This window comes from Pseudoalteromonas sp. SR43-3 (assembly GCF_014163875.1).
In the GTDB taxonomy this organism is placed as follows: domain Bacteria; phylum Pseudomonadota; class Gammaproteobacteria; order Enterobacterales; family Alteromonadaceae; genus Pseudoalteromonas; species Pseudoalteromonas distincta.
The window spans coordinates 1-24548 of sequence record NZ_JACJEC010000016.1; the positions used below are offsets into that span (position 1 = coordinate 1).

Sequence of the window (24548 nt, forward strand, 5' to 3'; positions counted from 1 at the left end):
ACCAAGCGCACAGGGCGTGCATCTGTGAAAGTGTTATGGCAAGGATGGCTTAAGTTACAAGCCATCCTGGAAGGCTACGATTTAGCAAAATCTCTTGAGTCAGACTTGTGATCAAGAGACAGCTAAAATAGCGGCTTTTTTATGTTTGTTAAACTTTAAAGGTTAGTAATAAATCATTCACTCTACGTGAGCCTTCAAGAAGCTCAGCTGCACCTTTTGCCACATTAAAGCTTAAACTTAAGTTGTTATCGCCAAAATCTTTAATTTGCGAAACATTATTACTAATGTCGTTACTAACCATTTGTTGCTCTTCTGCAGCGGATGATATTTGTATTGCCAAGTGAGATATTTCACTGATTTTGATAAAAATATCCTCTAATTCAACTTGGGTTTTATCGGTTGTCAAAACACAGTTATCGGCTTGTGCTTTAGTGCTTTGCATTACTTTGGACCAGCTAAATAAAGTGTCTTGTATTTCTTTAATAGAACTATGGATTTGTGTCGTAGCATTTTGAGTGCGTGACGAAAGAGTCCTTACCTCATCGGCGACTACAGCAAAGCCTCGACCATGTTCTCCCGCTCTAGCTGCTTCAATCGCTGCATTAAGAGCAAGTAAGTTAGTTTGATCGGCAATTCCTTCTATTTCACTCATTACCTTACCAATTTTATCTGCTTCAGAGGCTAAGCTGGTGGCTGTATTTGCAGCTTGTTCTACTTGAGAAGCTAAGTCAGATACCATTTTACTATTATCAGCAATGTGGTCTTTTATCTCTGAGCAACTTTGATGGGTGTTATTCACTTTATCCGCTGTTTGAGCGGTATTTACTGATATTTCACCAATGGTAGAACTCATTTGAGTCATCGCTGATGCAATTTGTTCTAAACGCTCACCTTGAGAAGAAATCCCTTTTTCGGTGAGTGTTGATTGTTTGTCTAAATCAGTCGCGATGCCATTAAAGCTTAATGTTGAGTCTTTCATACGGCCAAGGACGGTGCGCAATTTTGCACTTAGCATTTGCTCTCTATAATCACTTACACTGTGCGGTGTATGGCCGCTGTAAATATAACGAGAGATTGAATCGGCTTTTGCTTTTTGTTCGCGTAATATTTTAGGGGTAACAATGAGTTCGTCATAATTTAGCACAATAACTAAAGCACAAATAAATAGGCTAATTGCAGCAATGGTGATTGATGCCGCAACAGCAATAAAAATCAGCCAAAATAATAGGCTTATAAAAGTAAGGCTTTGTCTTATTGTGGTGTGTTCTCGTAGTTTAAATAATGACTTGTTGGTATTTATTTTGTTGTAAAGTGTTTGTGCACGTTGCTTAAGTTGAGAGTTTGCTTTGGTTCTTACAGATTGATAACCAACAAGTCGGCCATGTTCAAAAATGGGGGTTACAAAGGCATCTACCCAGTAATAGCGGCCATCTTTACAGCGGTTTTTAACCATACCGCGCCACGAGTGTTCTTGTTCTAATGTTGCCCACATTTCTTTAAAGGCTGCTTTTGGCATATCAGGGTGGCGAACAATATTATGATGCTGACCGATAAGCTCTTGTGCGCTATATCCTGCTACAGCACAAAACGCTTGATTGACGTATGTTATTACACCTTTAAGATCAGTAGTGGAAACCAGCTCTTGTGATTCATCAAAGTATACTTCTTCATTTTTTAAGCTTTTATCATTGTGCATTGTATTTATTATCATCCTTTATTGTTGCAGTCATTATATTGCTTACACTCTACAAAGCAAAAAATAGCGTCCTTCCTTCTATGCTCATAAGACTAATAATTGTATTTATTGATCTAGATCAAGTTTAAATACCGGACAGCTAAAGCGAACTGATTTTGCATAAGTTCCGGTCTATTACTTTAAGCTGATATTTTACTTATTTGATTTATAGTTAAATACGTATTTAAAGCATTTGTATAATGCACATAGCAATGGCAATATTACGACTTAATATAATGATGTTGGTCATATTAAGCGCATGTATAAAGTGGGGAAATAATTATTAAATTTGAAAAGTTATATAGTTCTTAGCAATTTATACCAGTTGCATTAAATAAGTGATCTATTATAGCGCTAAGAAAATAGCACAATAGCAAGGCGAAAATTATGGCATATAGTTGTTCTATATGAATAATTTTTAACGCAGTGAGTGCGCTATTTAATGCGATACAATGATCATATTTTCAATAAAAATTGGTATTAATCTTGAGTCTAAGTAATTAGTCCCCATAACCTTATGATTAAGCCACGTGGCCCGAGGAAAGATTTTTTGACAACACATGATTTAGCTAACGCACTCGAAGCGTTATCAGTAAATGAGCACCAACATGCAGTTAAAGGCATTAAACGTGGCATAGAGCGAGAGTCGCTGAGAATACAAGAGAATGGTGCTATATCACCTAAAGGCCACCCAGAAGGGGTGGGCAGTGCATTAACTAATGGCCATATCACAACTGATTTTTCTGAATCTTTACTTGAATTTATTACTCCAGTTAGTGAGTCGTCAACGCAAACTCTTAAGCAATTAAAAGATCTTCAAAAGTTCACTCTAGAAAAGATGGACGATGAACTGCTTTGGCCTATTAGTATGCCATGCTTTATTGAACACCAAGATGATATTGTTTTAGCTCAATTTGGTAGTTCAAATACTGGTCAAATGAAAACACTATACCGTGAAGGATTAAAAAATCGTTACGGAAGTATGATGCAAGCAATTGCAGGTGTTCACTTTAATATTTCATTCCCAGATACGCTTTGGCAATCGCTTCATTCGTTACAAAAAAGCAATGCAAGCCTTCAAGATTTTATTTCAGAAGGTTATTTAGCGCTTATTCGTAACTTTAAACGCGAACTATGGCTAATAAGTTACATGTTTGGTGCATCGCCAGCATTGTGTAACTCATTTTTACAAGGTCGAAAAACCGATTTACCATTTAAAAAACTAGGTAAAGGTACACTTTACTTAGAAGTTGGTACGGCACTGCGTTTAGGCAATTTAGGTTATACGAATAGCGCTCAGTCGTCACTACGCGTAATGTATAACTCGTTAGATGAATATGTAGCAGGCCTTAAAAAAGCAATCAATACACCATCAGAAATTTATGGTGATCTTGATGACTATAAGAGTGAAAACCCTAAGCAGTTAAATAAAAATATTCTGCAGATTGAAAACGAATTTTACTCGCCAATTCGTCCTAAGCGTAATGCTAAAAGTGGCGAAACGCCAACGGATGCACTGCTTCGAGCAGGCATTGAATACGTAGAAATTCGCGCATTAGACGTTAATCCGTTTAGCGAAGTTGGTATTGATATTGAGCAAATTCACTTTTTAGATGTGTTTTTAACGTATTGTTTATTAAAAGATTCAGCTCCAATGGATTGGAAAGAACAAGCACGCAGTACTGAAAACCTCGACACAGTAGTCAATCAAGGTCGAGAAGAAGGGCTAATGCTTAACTTTAATAACACACAGCGTAGTCTTCAGTCGTGGGGCGATGAAATATTTGCACAGCTCACTGATGTCGCTAAATGGATGGATAATGCTTATGGTGTTAATTATTACTCCGATACTATAAAGCGCATGGCAACGTGGGTGCATAATCCAGAGCTTACTTGTTCTGGACGTTACGTGTCGCAATTAAAAGAGTCTGGTTTAGACAACGGTCACTTTGCACTAGCACTGGCTAATAAATACAAACAAAGCCACGCAGACACTGATTACAGTGAGTTTTTAAAGCCTTGGCTGGAACAACAGGTTGTAGAGTCTAACGAAGCACAAACTGCAATTGAGCAAGCAGATACCCAGTCATTTACCGCCTTTTTAGATGCGTATTTTGGCGGTAAATAATCTTAATACTTAGTAAAATTTAAGCAAAAAAAAACGCAGCCTAAGTAGGCTGCGTAAATATATATTCAGGGATGAACTAATGCCGTACTGCTGCATTCATTGAGTCAGACCCACACTTTTTAGAAAAGTTCTGTGAGATCTTAGAAAAATGAAAAAAAATGCAATTATTTTATCTCTTGCCATTACTTTAGCTGGTTGTGCTACAGCCCCTCCAAAACAACCTAACGATCTATGTAAAATCTTTGAAGAAAAACCTGATTGGTATTTTGACGCAAAAGATGCGCAAGAAAAATGGGGTTCTCCTAAGCATGTACTCATGAGTATGATGTACCAGGAAAGCTCATTTAAGCATGATGCTGCTCCGCCTATGGAGTACTTCTTATGGATAATTCCAACCGGTCGCGCAAGTGATGCTTATGGTTACTCACAGGCTAAAACACCAACATGGTCAGATTATATTCGTGAAACAGGCAACAATGGTGCTGATAGAGACGACTTTGACGATGCAATCGACTTTATGGCGTGGTTTGTTTATAAAACGCATAAAGTAAATAAAATCTCTAAATGGGATGCTTACGCACAATACCTTAATTATCATGAAGGTTGGGGTGGCTATAAGCGTGGCACATATAAAAAGAAAAAGTGGTTAATGGGTGTAGCAAATAAAGTTAAACACAGAGCGAGCCGTTATGGTGCGCAATTAAAGCGCTGTGAAGACGAGCTTGATAAAGGTTGGTTTGAACGTCTTATATTTGGCTAGAGAGTTATTAATGGATGTATAAAAGGAGCCAATCGGCTCCTTTTTTTACTTAGCGAGAACGCTTATTAGGCTGAATCTTCACCTGTTTTATCATATTCTCTTTTACTTCAAGTACTTCAATAGGGTAGCCCGCAATACGTAGACTAATATTTGCATCGGGAATATCTTCTAAGTATTCAACAATTAAACCACTCAAAGTTTTTGGGCCGTCTAGTGGGAAATCCCAACCCATCTCTTTATTTAAATCGCGTACGTTAGCGCCGCCATCTACAATACAAGAGCCATCAGTTTGTGTTTCTACTTCTTCGCTTGGCGTACGAGTTTGTGTAGTTGTAAAATCGCCAACAACTTCTTCTAAAATATCTTCAAGCGTTACTAAACCTTGAATATCGCCATACTCGTCTACTACTAAGCCAATACGCTCTTTAGACTGCTGAAACTTTAACAGCTGAGTGTTAAGTGATGTTCCCTCTGGGATAAAGTAAATTTCGCGTACAGCACGCAGCAAAGATGGTTTATCAAATTGCTCTTTTGTAAGTAGACGAAGTGCATCTCGAGAGTGAATAAAGCCTACTGCGTCATCTATACTGTCGCGATACAACAACACGCGAGTATGTTGTGCATGGGTAAGCTGGCGACTAATTAGTTTCCAATCATCATTAATATCAATAGCCACAATTTCGTTACGTGGGATCATGATATCTTCAACGGTTACTTGCTCTAAATCTAAAATTGAGGTCAGCATACTTTGATGGCGAGCAGGGATAAGTGCGCCAGACTCATTGAGCACTGTTTTTAATTCTTCTTTGCTCATGCTGTGCTCGTCGATTTGAGCGGCACTAATACCAAATAATCGCAATATCCCGTTGGTCATCCAGTTAACGATAACAACAAAAGGAAAAAGAATTTTTAGTAACCCTTTAAGTATTATTGAGCTTGGAAAAGCAACTTTTTCAGGATAAAGGGCAGCAAGAGTTTTAGGTGTTACTTCGGCAAATATAAGCACGACTAAAGTTAACACACCCGTAGCGATAGCAATACCAAGGTCACCGTAAAGGCGAATACCTATAATGGTAGCAACTTGAGCTGCAGCTATATTGACAAGATTATTGCCAATTAAGATTAAACCGATGAGCCTATCTGGACGGCTAAGTAATTTACTGACTCGTTTAGCTGCACGATGATCCTCTTTAGCGAGGTGTCGCAGGCGTATACGATTGATTGACATAATTCCGGTTTCTGAACCAGAAAAATAAGCAGAAAAAAGCACCAAAAAACCTAAAATGATAAATAGGGTACTTGTCGATATGTCGTCCAACGATGGATCCTTTTCTTATAAATCAATGCGTATTAAGCTAGAGTGAGCAAGCAGAGTCAAGTTAAAACTTATTTAGTATCACTTCTTGTATGAAACGGCTGCCAAAATATGCGAGTGTGAGGACAAATGCAGCGACCATGATCGTAATAACCACAGGTTTACCGCGCCAACCCTTTTTCATATGCCCGATGGCTACAATGGCAAAAATAGCCCACGCAACTAACGACAATATCGTTTTATGAATGAACTCTTTAGCAAACATCCCATCAAGAAATACAAACCCCGAGAGTAATGCGAACGTGAGTAATATGGTGCCTAAATTAAGGAGTTGGTAAAGCTGGCGCTCAACAACCATCAAAGGCGGAAGGTGACTATGCACAATTGCTAAATCTTTACGTTTTAAACGTTTATCAATAAAGTAGAACTGTACACCATATAAAGTAGCAATAATTAAAATACAGTAGGCCAATAGGGATAAGGAAATGTGTGTTACTAAGCCAACCTCAATATTAATGCTTTGCAGTAAAATATGATGAGGAATAAATAAACTGGCAATTGTAAGTAAAGCACCAAAACCATAAACAACGGGCAATAATAAAGTGGCAGGGAACTTTAGCGACACAGCTGTTACTGAAACTACAATAACCCAGCATGTTAAAAGGGAGACGTTTACAATACTTAAGTCTTGACCGTCGGATCTAAAAACAGAGTTAACTAACAGCAGCATATGCGCCACTATAGCAACCGTGCTCAATATGACGGTTACCTTTTGGCTAGGGCCTTGTTGATGAAACAGGCGTGAGAGCACGTGAGACGTTGCTAACACATAAAATAAACTGGCAATAATAGTTAAACTAATAATCAGCATTGTGCTTGGGCCACTTAATTTGAGACAAAATAATCCTTGTTGTTATATAGCCATTGTATTTTATAGCAAAGCAAATGCATAGACCTTAAAAAAAGAAACTCAACAAGGTGCACTTGAACACTGTATTGTAAGACGCCATATACGGTATACTACTTTTAATTGAAACTTAATAAGTCAATCCTGGTTAATTGAAAATCAAACTAACCGTAAAATTTTAATGGATTGATATAAACGTCTTATCGGAACCGTTACATGTTTGAGAACCTCCAAGAACGATTAGGTAAAACCTTAAAAAATATCAGTGGCCGTGGCCGTCTGACTGAAGACAACATAAAAGACACACTTCGCGAAGTGCGTATGGCATTTTTAGAAGCCGATGTGGCACTGCCTGTTGTTCGCGAGTTTGTAAAACAAGTTAAAGAACGTGCAGTTGGGGTTGAAGTTACAAAAAGCTTAAGCCCAGGCCAAGTATTTATAAAAATAGTGCGTGAAGAACTAGAAAAAGCAATGGGTGAGGCCAATGAAGAGCTAAGCCTAAATGCACAACCGCCAGCCGTTGTTATGGTAGCGGGTCTGCAAGGTGCGGGTAAAACCACCAGTGTAGCTAAGCTTGCTAAGTTTTTAAAAGAACGCAAAAAGAAATCAGTGCTTGTAGTAAGTGCCGATGTTTATCGCCCTGCTGCGATTAAACAGCTAGAAACGCTTGCTACAGAAGTTGACGTTGATTTCTTTCCAAGTGATATTTCGCAAAAGCCAGTGGATATTGCAAACGCTGCAATTTCTCATGCTAAAAAGAAATTTATAGATGTAGTACTTGTTGATACCGCAGGTCGTTTACATGTTGACAGCAACATGATGGACGAGATTAAAGATCTTCACAAAGCAATCAACCCAATTGAAACTTTATTCGTTGTTGATGCAATGACGGGTCAAGATGCGGCAAATACAGCTAAAGCATTTGACGAAGCCCTGCCACTAACCGGTGTAATATTAACAAAAACCGATGGTGATGCACGTGGTGGTGCTGCTTTATCTATTCGTCATATCACAGGCAAACCAATTAAATTTATGGGTGTGGGTGAGCGTACTGACGCACTAGAGCCTTTTCATCCAGACCGTATAGCGTCGCGTATTTTAGGTATGGGTGATGTACTTTCATTAATCGAAGAAGTCGAAATGAAAGTAGATAAAGAGCAAGCTGCCAAAGTTGCTGAAAAAGTATTTAAAGGTGCCGGTTTTACCCTTGACGACTTTGCTGATCAATTAAAGCAAATGAAAAATATGGGTGGCATGATGTCGATGCTTGATAAGCTCCCTGGTATGTCTAACTTACCAGATGCTGTTAAAGGCCAAATGGGTGACAAAACATTTATCCAAATGGAAGCTATTATTAGCTCAATGACTAAAAAAGAGCGCGCACGTCCAGAAATCATCAAAGGTTCGCGTAAAAAACGCATAGCTGCTGGCTCTGGTACACAAGTACAAGAGATTAATAAGTTGCTTAAGCAGTTTACGCAAATGCAAAAAATGATGAAAAAGATGAAAGGTAAAGGCGGCATGACTAAAATGATGCGTGGTATGAAAGGCATGTTACCACCTGGGATGATGGGTGGCGGTGGTCCTAAGTTTTAAAAAATACTTTTGAGTTATTTTTTAAAATAATAGCGAATCATATTTAAAGGAGCAAATAGCTCCTTTTTTGTTGAATAAATTATGCATGTAATACACCTTTAACCCTAATTTGTCGTTGAGATCACGGTTTAACCTACTAAACTGTCTTTTTGCTTCACTTCTTGCTTGCGTTATTGCCAAAAACTCGTACAATTCCCCAGCTCCCCATTCTGGGGAGTAAATCTTATTAATGAAAACAGTCAATCTTTATAGAGGACGGTATGGTAACTATTCGTTTGCAACGTGGTGGCGCTAAAAAACGCCCTTTCTATCAAATTGTGGTTGCGGATAGCCGTTTCTCGCGTGACGGTCGCTTCATCGAGAAAGTAGGCTTTTTTAACCCAATTGCTTCAGGTCAAGAAGAAAAAATTCGTTTAGATTTACCACGTGTTGAACACTGGGTAGGTCAGGGCGCATCTCTTTCAGATCGCGTAGCTAAGTTAGTAAAAGACGCTCGTAAAGCGGCTTAATAGGCGTAAGTGTAACCATGAGTCAAGAGAACACCTCATCAATAATTGTCGTAGGAAAGCTCGGTGCCCCATATGGTATAAAGGGCTGGCTTAAGGTACATTCATTTACTGATGATCCCGTAGGGATCTTCGATTTCAGCCCGTGGTTGATAGGGCAGCAAGGTAAATGGCAGTCCTTAGAAGTGGTCGACTGGCGTCGCCACAACAAAGGCTTTATCGCTAAATTTGCGCAGATAAACGACCGAGACGAAGCAATGGCTTATACCCATGCTGAAATCTCAATGGATGCAGCGCATTTACCAGAACTTCCGCAAGGTGAGTTCTATTGGCGAGATCTCATTGGCATGTCTGTTGTAACCGATAAAGGTTATAGCTTAGGCATTGTTGATGACCTTATGGAGACAGGGTCAAATGACGTACTAGTTGTGAAAGCAAACAGTAAAGACGCATTTGGTCAAGCTGAACGTTTGATTCCCTTTTTAACTGATTCAGTTATTAAAGAAGTTAAATACGACGCAAAAGAAATTACCGTAGATTGGGACCCAGGGTTTTAATGACGCAAACTAGTTCATTATGGGTAGGGGTGATAAGCCTTTTTCCAGACATGTTTGACGCTATTACAGACCAAGGTGTTACCGGTCGCGCAGTAAAAAATGGTTTAATTGATTTTAACTGTTGGAATCCGCGAGACTACGCTTTAGATAAGCATAGAACCGTAGATGACCGTCCTTACGGGGGCGGACCAGGTATGTTAATGATGGTTGAGCCATTAAAAAAAGCGATTGCCGAAGCTAAAAAAGCAGCTGGTGATGGCGCTAAAGTAATTTATATGTCCCCGCAAGGGCGCAAACTTGATCAGCAGGGCGCTAGCGAACTCGCTAACTCTAATAAACTGATTTTGATTGCCGGTCGCTATGAAGGTATAGATGAGAGAATAATAGAATCATATGTTGACGAAGAATGGTCAATTGGTGATTTTATTTTGAGTGGTGGTGAACTACCTGCCATGACATTAATTGACGCAGTAGCGCGATTAGTGCCAGGTGTGTTAGGTCATAACCAGTCAGCAGAACAAGATTCGTTTTCGGATGGCTTGTTAGATTGTCCACACTATACACGACCAGAAACATTGGACGACAAACAGGTTCCTGCTGTATTACTCAGTGGAAACCACCAAGAGATAGCAAAGTGGCGGCTTAAGCAGTCATTAGGTAGAACTTGGTTACGACGTCCTGACTTGTTGCATAACCTAGCTCTGACTGAGGAGCAAGCGGTATTACTCGCAGAATTTCAGCAAGAGTACCAAAAAGCTTGTGGCTAGAAGACAGTTACACCTAGGAAAGTGAGAAACATAATGGCAAAAGTAAACCAAAATATTATTAAAGCGCTTGAAGATGAGCAGCTTAAAACAGACGTACCTGCATTTGGCCCTGGTGATACAGTGGTTGTACAGGTAAAAGTAAAAGAAGGTGCTAAAGAGCGTCTACAGGCCTTTGAAGGTGTTGTAATCGCTAAGCGTAATCGTGGTCTTCACTCAGCATTCACAGTTCGTAAAATTTCGAACGGTGAAGGTGTTGAGCGTGTATTCCAAACGCACAGCCCTCTTATTGATAGCGTAGCAGTTAAGCGTCGCGGTGCAGTTCGCCGTGCTAAGCTTTACTACCTACGTGAGCGTTCTGGTAAATCTGCACGTATTAGAGAAAAACTTAACTAATACGCGCTGTTTATCAACGCAAAAAAACGGGTTGCATCCTTCGGGTTGCAACCCGTTTTGGTTTTAGAATATTATTATCTCAATTCTCAATTCTCAATTCTCAATTCTTATTTCCTTATTAGTAAAATTTAAGCTTTAGCCTTTTATCAATTAGCTGATCCTGTTAGTATTTATCGTATTGATTAGTTTACTTTTATGTAAATTTATATTTACGTTATTTGTTTTTTAAGGTGGTATGAACGTGGCTGACATAAGTGATTTAGCACAGCTGAGAGAAGGTATAGATGAATGCGACGCACAACTTGTTGCCTTACTTGCTAAACGTAATGGTATTACGCAAAAAATTGGTGAGATAAAACAACAAACAGGCGCGCCTTTACATGCACCTAATCGTGAAGCAGAGCTATTAGCGGCAAGAAGACAAGAAGCAATAAACCAAAATGTAAGCCCCGATCTCGTTGAAGATATACTAAGACGCATGATGCGAGAAGCCTATCAAAACCAACAAGCAAAACTTGCATGTGCAGCGCCAGAGCTTTCGCCAATTGTTATTGTAGGTGGTCAAGGTGCTATGGGGCAGCTATTTGCTCAGCAGTTTATTCGCTCAGGTTACGAAGTTAAAGTTTTAGATAAAGATCAGCAAAACGATGCGCAAAATATTTTAAAAGGTGCCAAGCTGGTAATGATTAGCGTACCAATTAATGCATTGGACGCAGTAGTTGCTAAGTTACCTAAACTAGATGATGACTGTTTACTAGTTGATATTACATCGGTAAAGCAATCGCCTATTAAAGCACTAAAAGCTGCGCACAGTGGCCCTGTGGTTGGTTTGCATCCTATGTTTGGCCCTGACATATCACATTGGGTAAAACAAACGGTCGTTGTATGTGAAGGGCGAGAGCACCAAGCGGCAAAAGGTTTGTTACAGCAGTTACAAGTATGGGGTTGTCAGCTTGTTGAGCTTGATGCTAAAAAGCACGACGAAGCAATGCAAATTATTCAGGTAATGCGCCATTTAACAACATTTGTGTACGGACAGTTTTTAGCAAAACAAAGTCATACACTAGAAGAGTTACGTAGTTGCTCGTCACCTATTTATCAATTAGAGCTGATGATGGTAGGGCGTTTATTTGCGCAGTCGCCGGAGTTGTACTCAGATATTATGTTAGCGCAATTCGATGATGTAGAGAGCCTGCTCGCACAGTACCAAGACACTTTTGCAAGTACATTGGAAAAATTAAAAGCAGGAGATAAAGCAGCGCTTATTGATTCTTTTGCACAGGCGAAAGTTTACTTTTCTGACTCAACAGAGCACTTTTTAACACAAAGCCGAAGCTTATTAAATAAAGCGAATGATTCAAAAGTTTTAGACTAATACTTGTCACTTTTTACTAAAAAGGGCCGATATCGGCCCTTTTTAATTATGAAAGTGTGTATTAGGTATTAACGCTTACTGCCTGTAATGACTCGCTTTGATAGCAGCCTAAAATACGCACATATTGGGTGTGTTCTTTAAGCTCTTCTAGCGCTTCTTTTACTTGGCTATCAGCTAAGTTTGCTTCAAGATCTACATAAAATACTTCTTCCCACGGATTGCCCGGAGTTGGGCGCGACTCAAGTTTTACTAAATTAATCTTATGCTGTTTAAAAATCATCAACGCATCGGCTAGTGAGCCCGCTTGCTGTTTTGTCGACATGATTAAACTAGTTTTAGTTGGAATTTGGTTAGACACTTGCAGAGGTTTACGCGCAACAACAATAAAGCGGCTATGGTTTTCGCTTTGATTAGCTAGGTTGGATTTGATGACTTCAAGGCCGACATTTTTTCCTGCTTGTGCAGAGCCAATTGCAGCACTATTTGGTGTGTTTAGAGCTGATTGTAATGCGCTTGATGTAGAGTCACAAGTTTCATGTTGTAAATCACCTAAGCCCTGTAAAAAACGGCTGCACTGTGCAAATGGTTGTGGATGTGCAAATACTTTTGTTAGTTGGCTAAGTTCAGTATCAGGGTTTGCGAGTAAGCAATGCTCTACACTGTGAGTGACTTCTCCAACAATAGAGACTTGTGCGTGCTGTAATAAGTCAAATACTTCGTTAATGCTACCAGAGCTTGTGTTTTCAATCGGTAATAAACCAAAATCAGCTTGGCCGTTTTCTACTTTACCTGTTATTTCGTCAAACGATGTACAGCCAATTTCAATTAATTTACCAGGGCGGCGACTAAAGTATTTATGACATGCAAGCTGGCTATAAGAACCCTGACCACCTAAGTAAGTTACACGGTGTGTTTCACTCAGTGCGTCTGGATTAAGGTTTTTTTGTAACATTGCTTGTTGGTGTAAAACTGAATCTTCCAAAATAGTTTGAAACACATTATTTACGTAGTAAGCATCTAAACCCAGTGACTTACCATAACCAATTAATTTTTCTAGAAGCGCGAGTTCACGTGCTTCATCGCGAATTGGCTTGTTGTTGGCGATTTTATATTCAACCACACCGTGGCTAATGCGACGGCGTTTAGCTAATAACACGAGTAAGTCGGAGTCTATTTCATTTATATCGTGTCTTAGTGCATTTAATACATCATTTGTCATTTTGGTATCCTCATTCCAAAAGTAGGCTGTTATTACACAGCAAAAACAAAAAAGCCTCCCGGTTGGGAGGCTTTACTATTCGATTGATTTTATCTCACAAACAGGGAAGCCTCTTCTATATAAAGAAGCTAAAAAACGAAAAAAAAGTGCGAGAGATAAATATGTTCATACGGTTAATGTATGGAGAGTTGCCAACAATGTCAATAAAGATCTAAATAAGCTTAGGGTACTATTTATTTACCTTAGCTGGTTATTATAGAAACTTTACAAATAATTTATAAATATGAATGCGGATCTGGTATATTTCGTTAACTGGTTCAAATAATAACAATTATTAATAATTAAGGTTGACCCGTGGTTTACAGACGGCCTCCATCTCGTTTTGGATTGAATTCTTTAAGTGTAAAACTTTCACTGCTTATATCTGCTATTTGTTTAATAGCAGGGGTATGTGCGGCTGCCTTAATGCTTAAATCTGAAGAGAAACAACTTGTTTTTGAAGAACATGAGGTGTTAAAAAGCTCTACAGATTTATTAGTGAAGCAGTTTAATGAGCGTATTAAAACAAAAATAAATATTGCTCAGCAAGCTAATAACGTAGTGACAGAGCAGCTTTTTCAATCTAATTCACCAATTAATTTAGGTAATAAATCACAGTTACAGTTTAATAGCGATGGTACGATTCGAAGTGCCTCGGCTGACGGATTATCAGCAGCATTTTTACCACAGCAAAATTACTCTCCTTTTTATAAACGCCTATTTAATGATTCTGAAATGTTATGGCGTATAATTTCTCCGACTCTGGTACACGACTTTTTTAACTTTTATTTAATTACCGATGACGATTTCATTCGTGTTTCTCCTCCAAACTGGGCATTAAATGCACCAGCCGAGTTTAGAGTTACGCAAGGTACAACGTATAAATATATTAAAAGTATGTTGGGGTCAGAGCGAGAGCCTGCATGGTCAAAAGTTTATTACGATACAGTATGGCGAAAGTGGGTTATTAGCTTACTAGTGCCGGTGTATGTTGATAACGAGTTTTTAGGTGTAACTGGAAGCGATATTTCCCTTAATAAACTTATTTCATTTTTACCTGTTGGCGATAAAGAAAAACACTTACTTGTATTTGATAGTAAAGGGCAATTGTTAGCCCATCCCAATCTAAACCCTGCATTATTAGCTGACTACGGTAGTGACAATAAAGCACTCTCTACTAACGAATTTGTAAACCCAGAACTGCAGTCAATTATTGACGATGCAATTGCGGTGAAGTTACCAGAATACGCCAATTCATTTGAACAAAATGATGAAGCTCACATTATTAATATCCGTAAAATTGATGATTTAGATTGGTACATAGGGGTTTATAAAAAACGTTCATCAACGTTATCTGCGTTACAAGATTTAAAACTGAAGTTTTTTGGACTCTTTATTTTATACGCAATATTAGTTGCCTTATTGCTGCATCAGGCGCTTTATCAACTAGTGCTTCGGCGTTTACATACTTTAGTTTATGCAGTAACAAGCTTTGGTAAAGGTCAGCTAACAACAGAGTTTCCGCCAGAAAACAAAGATGAGATTGGTACCCTTAATGGCTCATTTAGAGACATGACGGTAGAAATCCGCAAACTTATTGATGGTTTAAACCAAAGAATTACAGAAAAAGAAATTGCTGAAAAAGCAGCTAATCGTTTATCTAAAGCGGTCGCGTTCTCGGGCACTGGGGTTGTGATCACCGATGAAAATTTTGTCATTGAGTACGTAAACCCCAAAATGCTCGAAATGACAGGCTATCCAGAAAGCCATTTTAATAGAGCACCATTACTTAATATTATTGCCTCAGAAATGTCTATTTTAATTGAAGATATAGACATAGATTTACGCAGCCGTAATTACTGGCGCGGGGACACATTAATAGCTGGTTTAAACAAAGAGCCAATTTGGGTGTCTTTAAGTGTTTCGCCAATTCGTGAAGAGGGCGGTGAAATAACCAGTTATGTAGCATCAGCACAAGATATTTCGTTTGTAAAAGAAAGCCAGCGTAAAATGGAACAATTGGCTTACTTTGACACCCTTACGGGACTTGCCAACAGAACATTTTTTAGAATGCAATTGCGTAAATCAATGGCATTAGCAGAGCGCGGGCATTATGCATTTGCTTTGTTTTACTTTGATTTAGACGAATTTAAGCGTATTAACGACACATTAGGCCACGATGCTGGCGATCAATTATTAATTGAAGTGGCAAACAGACTTAAAAAACGTTTACGAGCCGAGGACACCATAGCGCGCTTAGGTGGTGATGAATTTGCAGTGTTGCTCAGTGGTATAGAAAGCCAAACTCACGCGGCTGATGTTGCCAATACAATTCAAAAAACACTGAATGTGCCTATAAAACTAGGTAGCAATGAAGTTATTGTCAGTGCAAGTATTGGTATAACTATGGCTCCTTACGATAGCTTAGAGGAAGATCAGTTACTCAAACATGCTGATTTGGCAATGTATGAGGCAAAAGCAAAAGGACGTAATACCTTCCACTTTTATAGCCAAGAATTAAATGCGGCCGCAAATGAGCGTTTATTTATTGAAAATGAGTTACGTATAGGGCTCAAAGAAAAGCAATTTGTAGTTTACTACCAACCTCAAGTTGATAGCCGTACTCATCAGGTCGTTGGTTATGAAGCGTTATTAAGATGGTTCCACCCAACTGAAGGCGCAATCCCTCCAGATAAATTTATTCCTATTGCAGAAGCGACAGGCCTTATAGTTGAATTAGGTGAATGGGTGCTTCAAGAGTCTTGTGATTTTGCCGTAAGATTGGCAGAACAAGGTCTAGAAAATAATATATCGATAAACTTATCGGCCCGCCAGTTTAAAGACTCAAGCTTAGTTACAACACTGAGCAAAATGATAATTAAGTCGGGTGTTTCAGCAAAGCGCCTTCATTTAGAGCTGACCGAAAGCATGCTAATGGGTAATGTAGAGGCAGCCATTACGCAATTGCACGAGCTTAAAGCATTAGGTATATCTATTTCTATTGATGACTTTGGTACAGGTTATTCGTCGCTCAGTTACTTAAAACGATTCCCGGTTGATATATTGAAAATTGACCGTTCATTTGTAAAAGATATCCCAGAGGATACAAATGATATGGAAATCACTGCAGCTATTATTGCCATGGCGCAAAAGTTAAAGCTAGACGTGGTCGCAGAAGGGGTTGAGACAATAGAGCAGATGCAGTTTTTACAAAATAATAATTGCTTCATTGTGCAAGGCTATTATTTTAGTAAGCCAATTGCTGAGCACGAACTACCGAATTTGTATGAAAGGTTAAATGAACTCGCAAATAGCGAAGTAACTAGTTAATAAAATTGCGGGTTAACCACCCGCAATTTTAACTTTAAATTTTAACGCTTCTAAAATGCCTTTTAGTTTATCTCGGTCATCACCTTGTACTTCAATAATGCCTTCTTTTACTGCGCCGCCTTGGCCCATTTTGCTTTTTATAGTTTTAGCTAACTTTTTTAAATCGTGATCTTTTGGATCAATGCCAACAACTAGCATTACGCCTTTGCCTTTACGCCCTTTTGTTTGACGCTCAATGCGAATAAAACCATCTTTAAAAAGTTTAGCGTGCAACTCTTTTTCTGGTTTCGGCTGGTCAATGCGACCCGTACTAGTTGAATATACTAAGTGACTATCACTCATACCTTACCTTTGTGGATAAAAATGAATTAAATACTGGTGTAAATGATAGCAAATTTGAAGTTGTGTGTTTTTCTTTTTGCTAAATACTTTTAACAGGTTATATTTAGTTCAAAGGAAATATTATTGGAGTTTAATATGAGTTTAACTAAGAATGAATCAGTCGATGGCACTACATTAACAATACAAATTAAAGGTAAGTTTGATTTTAATTTAGTGCAATCGTTTCGCCAAGCTTATGCTCAAATGAGCGAAAAAACAGTAAAGGTTATTATCGATTTAAGAGAGACTGATTATATGGATAGTTCAGCACTTGGCATGTTACTTAACATGAAAAAAACCATTGATAGCCAAGTAAAAACCATCGAAATAAGTAATTGCCAGCCTCAGCTTAGAAAAATCCTACAAATTTCACGTTTTGATAAAAAGTTTGATATTAGCTAATGATACATGTGTTGATTGTTGACGATCAGGCGCTCAATCGCATTTTACTAAGTAAAATGCTTGAGCAGGAAGGTTACAAAATTTCAGTGGCTTACAATGGGCTAGATGCACTTAATGTACTTAAAAGACAGCAAATAGACATTGTTTTACTCGATGTATTAATGCCCGTAATGGATGGTTTTGAAGCAGCTGAAAAAATAAAGCAGCAGTATAGTGAAGTTTACTTACCGATTATTTTTATAACCTCCTTAGAAGATCAAGCAAGTTTTGAGCGGTGCCTCGCGGTAGGTGGCGATGACTTTATTCATAAACCATTTGAAAAAGTTATTTTGCATGCAAAAATTAAAGCACATAGCCGCACCAGAGAGCTAAGTAAAAAATCAAATCAACAAAAAAAACTGCTTGAATATCATCACAATCAAATTGAACGTGAACACGAAATAATTGAGCATATTTTTAATAACTCATTAGAGAACCAAGGCAAGTTTAAAGAGTACCTCGATTTTAATTTATCGCCGGCGTCTATGTTTAACGGCGATATGTTTTTAGTGGCGCAAAGTCCAATAGGCAATCTGTATTGCATGTTGGGAGACTTTACAGGGCACGGCTTAGCGGCAGCTATTGGTGCATTACCTATCTCTCGTGTTTTTTATACTATGGTACAAAAAGGCATGGCGATTAATGACATTGCCTGTGAGCTAAATACACTGCTTTACAATCTCCTACCTGGACACATGTTTTGTGCTGCAACCATTATAGAGCTTAGTGCATCCGGTAAAAGTATTTCTGCATGGATGGGCGGCCTGCCAGATGCGTACCTAATAGATAAAGACGGTAATGTAAAACAAACATTAGAGTCGCAACATATGGCGCTGGGGATTTTAGACGATCAAGAATTTGAATATGAAGTTATTCACTTTGAAACAAATAGTAATACACGCCTAGTATTAGCAACCGACGGTATTATAGAAACAGCAAACAAAGAAGATACATTTTTTGGGGAAGAGCGTTTTTTACAAACCTTAAAAAGTAAATCGATGATTAGTAGCGAAGATATAGTGGCTGACGTTACTGAGTTTGCAGATGGCACTAAACAGCAAGACGATTTAAGCATTGTTTTACTAAATTGCCTGCCTTTAGTTCCTGAGGAGCAAGAGCGAGAAGCATTCTCAACTTTAGCGTTTAATTTATCTTTGAGTTTAAACTCAGAACAAATAAAAAAAACAGACCCCGTTTACGACGTTGTTAATATTTTAAGCAGTGTTGAGGGGTTAAATGATCATCGTTCTAATATATTTTTACTGCTGTCTGAGGCTTATAACAATGCGCTTGATCATGGCGTACTAGGACTTAACTCAGAGATTAAAAAACAAGAAGACGGCTTTTTTCGATATTACGAACTAAGAGAGGCAGCTCTTGCTAAACTTACAGATGCTATGATTATTATTGATATGCGCTATTGCCCCGATACGCTCAGTTTATATTTCATTATTTGTGATTCAGGCCGAGGGTTTAGTAGTAAGCACGATGAGTTGGCAAAGGTTAATAGTGAATTTGGTAGAGGGGTGTCTTTACTAGAAGAAATAGCCGAAAAAGTAACTTATAACGCCAGCGGTAACCAAGTTGAAATGTGCTACAAGTTGAGCTAGCTCTGCAAAAATATCCATGCTATTATTCCCGAAAATTTAGATGTATGGATGGCCAAATGATTTCTTCTTACCTAAAAAAAGCACAGCTAAGTGCTAATCCAGCTTTGATTTCAACAGAGCTTGAAAAGCTTGAGCTACATTTAGCAAACACAGCTTTGCCTGATGTATGTTGGGAGTATCAAATACCTGAGCTTGGCGAGGGCGGTGCGTGTAGTTTATTTGGTTACCTACAAGATGAGCCATTCAAATTAACTGATTATCTTGAAAATGATGAGCAAACCCAGTTCAAGCTAGCTAATTTACAAAGTATTGTGAGCTACATTGAGCACCAAACAAGTGTTGATTGGTATGGTATTTATCAATCAACTAATACTAGTGAAGGTAAGCAACTATTAAAATTGGCTTATCATGGTGCGCCTAGTCGTCCGTTGTTCCCTTTAACGCAAGCATTTGCGGCAGGTAGTAATAACGTGCAGGTTGCGCTATCTCACAAGGGCCGTATTATTAATAACGTTGAAGAGTACTTATCACAAGGTGGTGAATACTACACATGCGATCCTAAAGTTAAATCAGAAACCTGCTTACCTTTATTTAATACACAAAATGAATGTGTTGGTATTGTAGATGCTGAAGCCTTTAAAAATGATTTTTTTGATGAAAAGACGCTTGCCGTTTTAATTGCATGTTGTATTAAAATTCCTCACTTTCTAGTGTAAATAACGCTAGTCAACATGATGTGCTTTTATGTTAAGCTTAGCTTAACAGCTAACCCCTAAATAACGATAAGAGATAGCCAATGTTCTCAGTATTAAAACCATTACCAACAGATCCTATTCTTGGCCTTATGGCGGCCTATAAACAAGATACAAACCCTAATAAAATTGATTTAGGTGTAGGTGTCTACAAAGATGAGCAAGGCAATACACCGGTTCTTAAAGCGGTTAAAAAAGCTGAAGCGTTTCGTCTTGAAAACGAAATGAGCAAATCTTACATTGGTTTAGCGGGTAACTTAGATTACTGCCAAAAGATGGAGCAGTTACTACTAGGCGAACATCAAGCATTGCTAGCAAATCGCGTACGTACTGCGCAAGCGCCAGGTGGTACGGGTGCACTTCGCGTTGCAGCTGAATTTATTAAGCGTTGCAATGCAGATGCAACAGTATGGGTAACTAATCCAACATGGGCAAACCATATTAGCTTGTTTGAAGCTGCAGGCTTAACAGTAAAAGAATACCCGTATTACGATTACGAAAATAAAGACTTACTGTTTGATGAAATGATCAACACACTTAAACAAGTGCCTAAAGGTGATGTGGTTTTAGTGCATGCATGTTGTCATAACCCAAGCGGTATGGACTTAAACGAAACACAGTGGAACACAGTTGCCGAACTTGCAAAAGAAGTTGGCTTTACACCACTTGTTGATATTGCATACCAAGGCTTTGGTGCTTCACTTGAAGAAGATGCACGTGGCTTACGTATTTTAGCTGATGCAGTAGAAGAGCTAATTATCTGTTCTTCATGTTCTAAAAACTTTGGCTTATACCGCGAGCGTATTGGTGCATGTTCACTAATTGCAAAAGATAGCGCAACAGCAGATATTTCAAACTCTGTAATGCTAAGCGTTGTACGTAGTATTTACTCAATGCCGCCAGCGCATGGTGCTGATATTGTTAATACTATTTTAAGCAGTACAGAGCTTACACAATTATGGCACTCAGAGCTTGATGAAATGCGTAGCCGCATAAATGGCTTACGTAGCTTAATTAAAGAAAGCTTAGCAACTAAAGATATTGCGCAAGACTTCTCATTTATTGAACGCCAAAACGGTATGTTTTCTTTCTTAGGTATTAATAAAGAGCAAATTGCTCGCCTACAAAAAGAATATGGTATTTATATTGTTGGTTCTAGCCGCGTAAATGTTGCAGGTGTTAGCCAGTCAAATATTGAATACTTTTCAAATGCTGTAGCTGACGTTTGTAAATAAACGCAGTTAATATAAAAAAACCGCACATCTAATGATGTGCGGTTTTTTTATATCTAAATTAAAACAAAAAGCTTTAACCGATAGCAGGAATTAGCCCCGCCATTTGCATAAACTGCGCAGCAATAATCGTTATGCCACATATAGCTGCTATGCCAAGCCCAATATTCCCACTTTTAACTTTGTAACCTGTTTTACTTGATGTTGTACGCTGTTTATAAACCATTGCTACAGGCAAAAATATTGCAAGTACGACAAGTGCTATTGCAGCGTAACCTAAAGCCATAATAAAGCCTTGAGGATAAAATAATGCAAAGCCAAGCGGCGGAATAAACGTAATTAAGGCCGTTTTAATTCGGTCTGTTTTATTGTCACCTTTTTTAAATGTATCAGCAAAAAAATCGAATAACCCTAAACTCACCCCTAAAAATGATGTCGCAAGTGCTAAATCAGCAAATAACTTAACGGCCGTTGCTACACTTGGGTTATGCGCAATACTTGCTACGCTTGATACAAAGCCACTAAGGCCTTGGCTGTTGAGTAAGTCAACTTGGCTCATAATACCTTGGCTAAGTAGTTGCCAAAAAATATAAATGACTAAAGGCAGGGCGGCTCCAGCAATCATTACTTTGCGCAGTACTTTTATTTCTACACCAACATATTTAACAATTGAAGGAATAGAGCCATGAAAGCCAAACGAAGTAAATATAACCGGTATAGCCGAAAGGATTAACCCTTGCTCTACAGGCATCTCTAATAAATGCTTACCTTGTACATAAGGGGTTAGCATGTAAAACAAACTAGCTAATACAATAATTTTTATTGTAAATAACACTCTATTTAGTTTATCTACCTTGCTAGTGCCCAGTGTTACCACACTTGCAATAATAACAGCGAGGATCACAGAGCCAAACTGTGGGGCTATATTTACATCAAAGCCTATATTTATACGCGCTTGAAGTTGTGCACCACCACCTGCTATATAAGCAGCGCATAAAGCGTAAAATAAAAAAACCATCGAAAAATTCGCGATGTATTGTCCGCGCTTTCCAAGCCATAATTTAGCCAACGTATTTAACGTTGCATCGCGTGGTGCATATTGGTGTAGCTCTAGCATGAGTAGTGCGGTGTAGGTCATTAGTAACCAGCTAGCAATTATTAATGCAAGTGCAGTACTAAACCCAAGCCCGGCAGATGCAATTGGCAATGCCAACATACCTGCACCAATAGTTGTGCCTGCAACAATTAACATGCTTCCAGTTGTTTTATTTTTAAGCACTTAATTACCTTAATTATTATTAATATACATGCACGATATAACTAGTTACTCAAATCTCAAATAGTTTTGTAATAAAAGAGCGGTATTAAAATGTAACCTACAATTTACAACTGTATTTATTAAGGACTTGTATGCATTTAAAAGTATTAAAATAGGGTGGTGAGGGTATAATTTTATATACGTTGGATTGCGTTATAAAACGCTAAGGATTGGCATGTGCCGGTAAAAGTATCGTATTTTTTTATGGTTCTCATTTGGTCTACTACACCACTGGGGATTGTGTGGAGCAGTGAAACAGTATCGCCAACGCTTGCTGTATTAATGCGTATGCTGGTGGGGTTGTTTTTAGGTGGTTTAATTGTTGCCATAACAAACATTAGAGTACCTTGGAGCAAAAATGCATGCTTACTTTATTTTTATTCGAGTATAGGTATTTTTGGCGGTATGTTGTTGAGCTATATGGCAGCTAAAACAGTCCCTTCGGGTATTATTTCGCTTATGTTTGGCCTTGCACCTATTTTGTCAGGGTTGCTTGCTCAGCAATTACTAAATGAACCTAAATTTAGCCCGATTAAATTAGTGGCGTTAGCGTGCGCCCTAATCGGCTTATATTTTGTTAGTTATAACCAAGTACAAAACTCGCAAACTCAAGGGCTCGGGTTACTTTATGTGTTTATGGCTGTCTGCTTTTTTAGCTTAAGTGGTGTGATGATTAAACGCGTACAAATTGCGATTCACCCTATGGCAACAACATTTGGTGCCTTAGTTTTTGTAACCCCACTCTTTTTTATTGCTTGGTGGTTATTAGATGGTCAGTTGCATATACAAAACTGGAGTGCAAAATCATTGTGGGCAATTGGTTATCTAGGTGTGTTTGGATCTTTAGTTGGGGCTTTGGCGTATTTTCATGTACTGCAAAACCTAAATGCGAGTACGGTATCACTTACTACGCTCATAACTCCTAGCTTTGCGTTAGGCTTAGGAGCTTGGCTAAACAATGAGCCATTAAGCCAAGAGCTAATCATTGGTGCGGTTATTATTTTAATTAGTCTGGGTTTTTTCCAATTTGGTGATAAATTTTTAAAGCAAAAGAGAGTAAGCGCAAATTAGTTTTACTACATTTTTCAATTTGGTGATAAGTTTTTAAAGCTAAAGAAAGTAAACACAATTAGTTTTACTACATTTTCTCTATTTGAATAATTAAACGACGGTTTTTGTCTCGGCCTAAAATGTTATCGTTATTATCAACAAAGCGTTTTTCGCCTAAGCCGGTGGTTTGTACTTTTGCTTCATCAACACCTAAGCTCACCATATAATCTTTTATAGTTTTGGCGCGCTTGCGCGATAAATCTAAGTTATTCCAGCGTCCGCCATAACTATCGGTGTATGAGTCAATGCTAATGGACTCTATGCTTGCATCATTTTTTAAATACTCAGCAATTTTATCAAGGCGTTGTTGCGACGATTTAGTTAATTTACTGCTGTTAGATTGATAGTTCATTACAGTAAACGAAATATCTTCAAAGCTGTAAGGGAGTAGCTCATCACGGCATTGTAAAAAAGCCCAGTAAGCTTGTTTAAAGTTTACACTCGATATACCAACGGCAATTTTATCGGCACTGTTTTGCCAGTCTTGATAATAAAAAGTAGGGTAGTAGCCTTTATCAAGCTCGCTAAGCATCTCCCATGCGGTTTTATTACCCAGCTCACCATCAAACTTTTTAAGTAATTTCATATTTGCAATATCACGGGCCGGTAAGCCTGCTCGCCAAGACGGTGGCACGGCTTTTAAACCAGCTATTGCGTAATTATCTGGGCGTACAACCATATCTAAATTAAACGTTAAGTTTTTATTTTTACTTGCTGAAGCTTTAAAAATAGCTTCCCCATAATAAGGAACTTCATGATTTAATTGGCATTGTAAGCGCGTTGTTTTAACGACTTCCCAGTTGGAGTTGTCTTGGGTTGCTGTATATTGGCGCATAGCAGCTTGCGAGTGAGTACTGCAAAGCACTGCACTTATACTAAGGCTAATAAATAACAACTTATACTTCATGGTGCTCTCCAGCTATCCGGGAATGCCAATAATTTGGCAAATTAACGACTGCAATGATTAGTTTGTTCTCTACGTAACTAACTTATAAGTTAAAGCAAGTTATGTGCCTACAATTTTAAAGCAATAAATACTTAAATCCCCTAGCCTAGGGGGCATCAATTTTGACATAA

General features: G+C 38.4%; 21 protein-coding genes and 1 other annotated feature. Of the genes, 14 read left to right on the plus strand and 7 right to left on the minus strand.

What is annotated here, in order from left to right; genetic code table 11:
• Nucleotides 1-148: 148 nt before the first annotated feature.
• Nucleotides 149-1696, minus strand: a complete 1548-nt coding sequence (locus H5088_RS15465) for a methyl-accepting chemotaxis protein (RefSeq protein WP_182753578.1) — start codon at nt 1694-1696, stop codon at nt 149-151.
• A 589-nt stretch (nt 1697-2285) separates the two neighbouring features.
• Between H5088_RS15465 and gshA the strand changes: the two genes are divergently transcribed.
• Entirely contained in the window at nt 2286-3863 is a 1578-nt protein-coding gene (gene gshA, locus H5088_RS15470) for a glutamate--cysteine ligase (RefSeq protein WP_182753581.1), read from the plus strand.
• 148 nt (nt 3864-4011) lie between these two features.
• Nucleotides 4012-4623, plus strand: a complete 612-nt coding sequence (locus H5088_RS15475; protein ID WP_002962200.1) for a transglycosylase SLT domain-containing protein — start codon at nt 4012-4014, stop codon at nt 4621-4623.
• Between the two features lie 49 nt (nt 4624-4672).
• Here H5088_RS15475 and H5088_RS15480 read toward each other — a convergent pair whose 3' ends face one another.
• Both H5088_RS15480 and H5088_RS15485 read right to left on the minus strand, forming a co-directional pair.
• Nucleotides 4673-5941, minus strand: a complete 1269-nt coding sequence (locus H5088_RS15480; protein ID WP_182753583.1) for an HlyC/CorC family transporter — start codon at nt 5939-5941, stop codon at nt 4673-4675.
• 61 nt (nt 5942-6002) lie between these two features.
• Nucleotides 6003-6809, minus strand: coding sequence for an inner membrane protein YpjD (locus H5088_RS15485; RefSeq protein WP_002962197.1), 807 nt, complete (start codon nt 6807-6809; stop codon nt 6003-6005).
• Nucleotides 6810-7061: 252 nt separating this feature from the next.
• On the opposite strand from H5088_RS15485, the gene ffh reads away from it, so the two are divergent.
• From ffh to tyrA, 6 genes are all read left to right on the plus strand, one after another.
• Entirely contained in the window at nt 7062-8441 is a 1380-nt protein-coding gene (gene ffh / locus H5088_RS15490) for a signal recognition particle protein (RefSeq protein WP_002962194.1), read from the plus strand.
• A gap of 260 nt (nt 8442-8701) precedes the next feature.
• Entirely contained in the window at nt 8702-8950 is a 249-nt protein-coding gene (gene rpsP / locus H5088_RS15495; RefSeq protein ID WP_002962192.1) for a 30S ribosomal protein S16, read from the plus strand.
• A gap of 17 nt (nt 8951-8967) precedes the next feature.
• Entirely contained in the window at nt 8968-9504 is a 537-nt protein-coding gene (rimM, locus tag H5088_RS15500) for a ribosome maturation factor RimM (protein WP_024604448.1), read from the plus strand.
• Nucleotides 9504-10271 carry a tRNA (guanosine(37)-N1)-methyltransferase TrmD gene (gene trmD, locus H5088_RS15505; protein WP_002962190.1) on the plus strand — a complete coding sequence of 256 codons (768 nt, stop codon included), beginning with the start codon at nt 9504-9506 and terminating at the stop codon, nt 10269-10271. Before rimM ends, trmD begins: the two co-directional genes overlap by 1 nt.
• Before the next feature lie 33 nt (nt 10272-10304).
• Complete coding sequence (gene rplS, locus H5088_RS15510; RefSeq protein WP_002962189.1) at nt 10305-10664, plus strand: 50S ribosomal protein L19; 360 nt, start codon at nt 10305-10307, stop codon at nt 10662-10664.
• Nucleotides 10665-10905: 241 nt separating this feature from the next.
• Nucleotides 10906-12039, plus strand: a complete 1134-nt coding sequence (gene tyrA / locus H5088_RS15515; protein WP_002962944.1) for a bifunctional chorismate mutase/prephenate dehydrogenase — start codon at nt 10906-10908, stop codon at nt 12037-12039.
• A gap of 61 nt (nt 12040-12100) precedes the next feature.
• On the opposite strand, the gene H5088_RS15520 is transcribed toward tyrA, so the two are convergent.
• Nucleotides 12101-13258, minus strand: a complete 1158-nt coding sequence (locus H5088_RS15520) for a chorismate mutase (RefSeq protein WP_002962945.1) — start codon at nt 13256-13258, stop codon at nt 12101-12103.
• 44 nt (nt 13259-13302) lie between these two features.
• Nucleotides 13303-13420 (minus strand) — a sequence feature (Phe leader region).
• Between the two features lie 192 nt (nt 13421-13612).
• Between H5088_RS15520 and H5088_RS15525 the strand changes: the two genes are divergently transcribed.
• Nucleotides 13613-16627, plus strand: coding sequence for an EAL domain-containing protein (locus tag H5088_RS15525; protein WP_182753585.1), 3015 nt, complete (start codon nt 13613-13615; stop codon nt 16625-16627).
• Between the two features lie 12 nt (nt 16628-16639).
• Here H5088_RS15525 and H5088_RS15530 read toward each other — a convergent pair whose 3' ends face one another.
• Entirely contained in the window at nt 16640-16969 is a 330-nt protein-coding gene (locus H5088_RS15530; RefSeq protein WP_002962947.1) for a translation initiation factor, read from the minus strand.
• Between the two features lie 135 nt (nt 16970-17104).
• Between H5088_RS15530 and H5088_RS15535 the strand changes: the two genes are divergently transcribed.
• From H5088_RS15535 to H5088_RS15550, 4 genes are all read left to right on the plus strand, one after another.
• The gene (locus H5088_RS15535) at nt 17105-17410 is read left to right on the plus strand and encodes an STAS domain-containing protein (RefSeq protein ID WP_002962948.1); all 306 of its coding nucleotides are present in this window, start codon (nt 17105-17107) and stop codon (nt 17408-17410) included.
• Complete coding sequence (locus tag H5088_RS15540) at nt 17410-19059, plus strand: SpoIIE family protein phosphatase (RefSeq protein WP_182753587.1); 1650 nt, start codon at nt 17410-17412, stop codon at nt 19057-19059. Before H5088_RS15535 ends, H5088_RS15540 begins: the two co-directional genes overlap by 1 nt.
• 56 nt (nt 19060-19115) lie before the next feature.
• Nucleotides 19116-19775: a GAF domain-containing protein gene (locus H5088_RS15545; RefSeq protein ID WP_182724556.1), complete on the plus strand. Its 660-nt coding sequence runs from the start codon at nt 19116-19118 to the stop codon at nt 19773-19775.
• Between the two features lie 80 nt (nt 19776-19855).
• Nucleotides 19856-21046 carry an amino acid aminotransferase gene (locus H5088_RS15550; protein WP_002962951.1) on the plus strand — a complete coding sequence of 397 codons (1191 nt, stop codon included), beginning with the start codon at nt 19856-19858 and terminating at the stop codon, nt 21044-21046.
• A 73-nt stretch (nt 21047-21119) separates the two neighbouring features.
• On the opposite strand, the gene H5088_RS15555 is transcribed toward H5088_RS15550, so the two are convergent.
• A complete protein-coding gene (locus H5088_RS15555; protein ID WP_182753589.1) occupies nt 21120-22322 on the minus strand; it encodes an aromatic amino acid transport family protein in 1203 nt (400 codons plus the stop codon).
• Nucleotides 22323-22538: 216 nt separating this feature from the next.
• Here H5088_RS15555 and H5088_RS15560 point away from each other — a divergent pair, with 216 nt between their 5' ends.
• On the plus strand, nt 22539-23432 hold the full coding sequence (locus H5088_RS15560) for a DMT family transporter (RefSeq protein ID WP_182721329.1): 894 nt from the start codon (nt 22539-22541) through the stop codon (nt 23430-23432).
• A gap of 67 nt (nt 23433-23499) precedes the next feature.
• Here H5088_RS15560 and H5088_RS15565 read toward each other — a convergent pair whose 3' ends face one another.
• Nucleotides 23500-24378 (minus strand): OmpA family protein, encoded by an 879-nt coding sequence (locus H5088_RS15565; RefSeq protein ID WP_182753591.1) that lies wholly within the window; start codon nt 24376-24378, stop codon nt 23500-23502.
• Between the last annotated feature and the right edge of the window lie 170 nt (nt 24379-24548).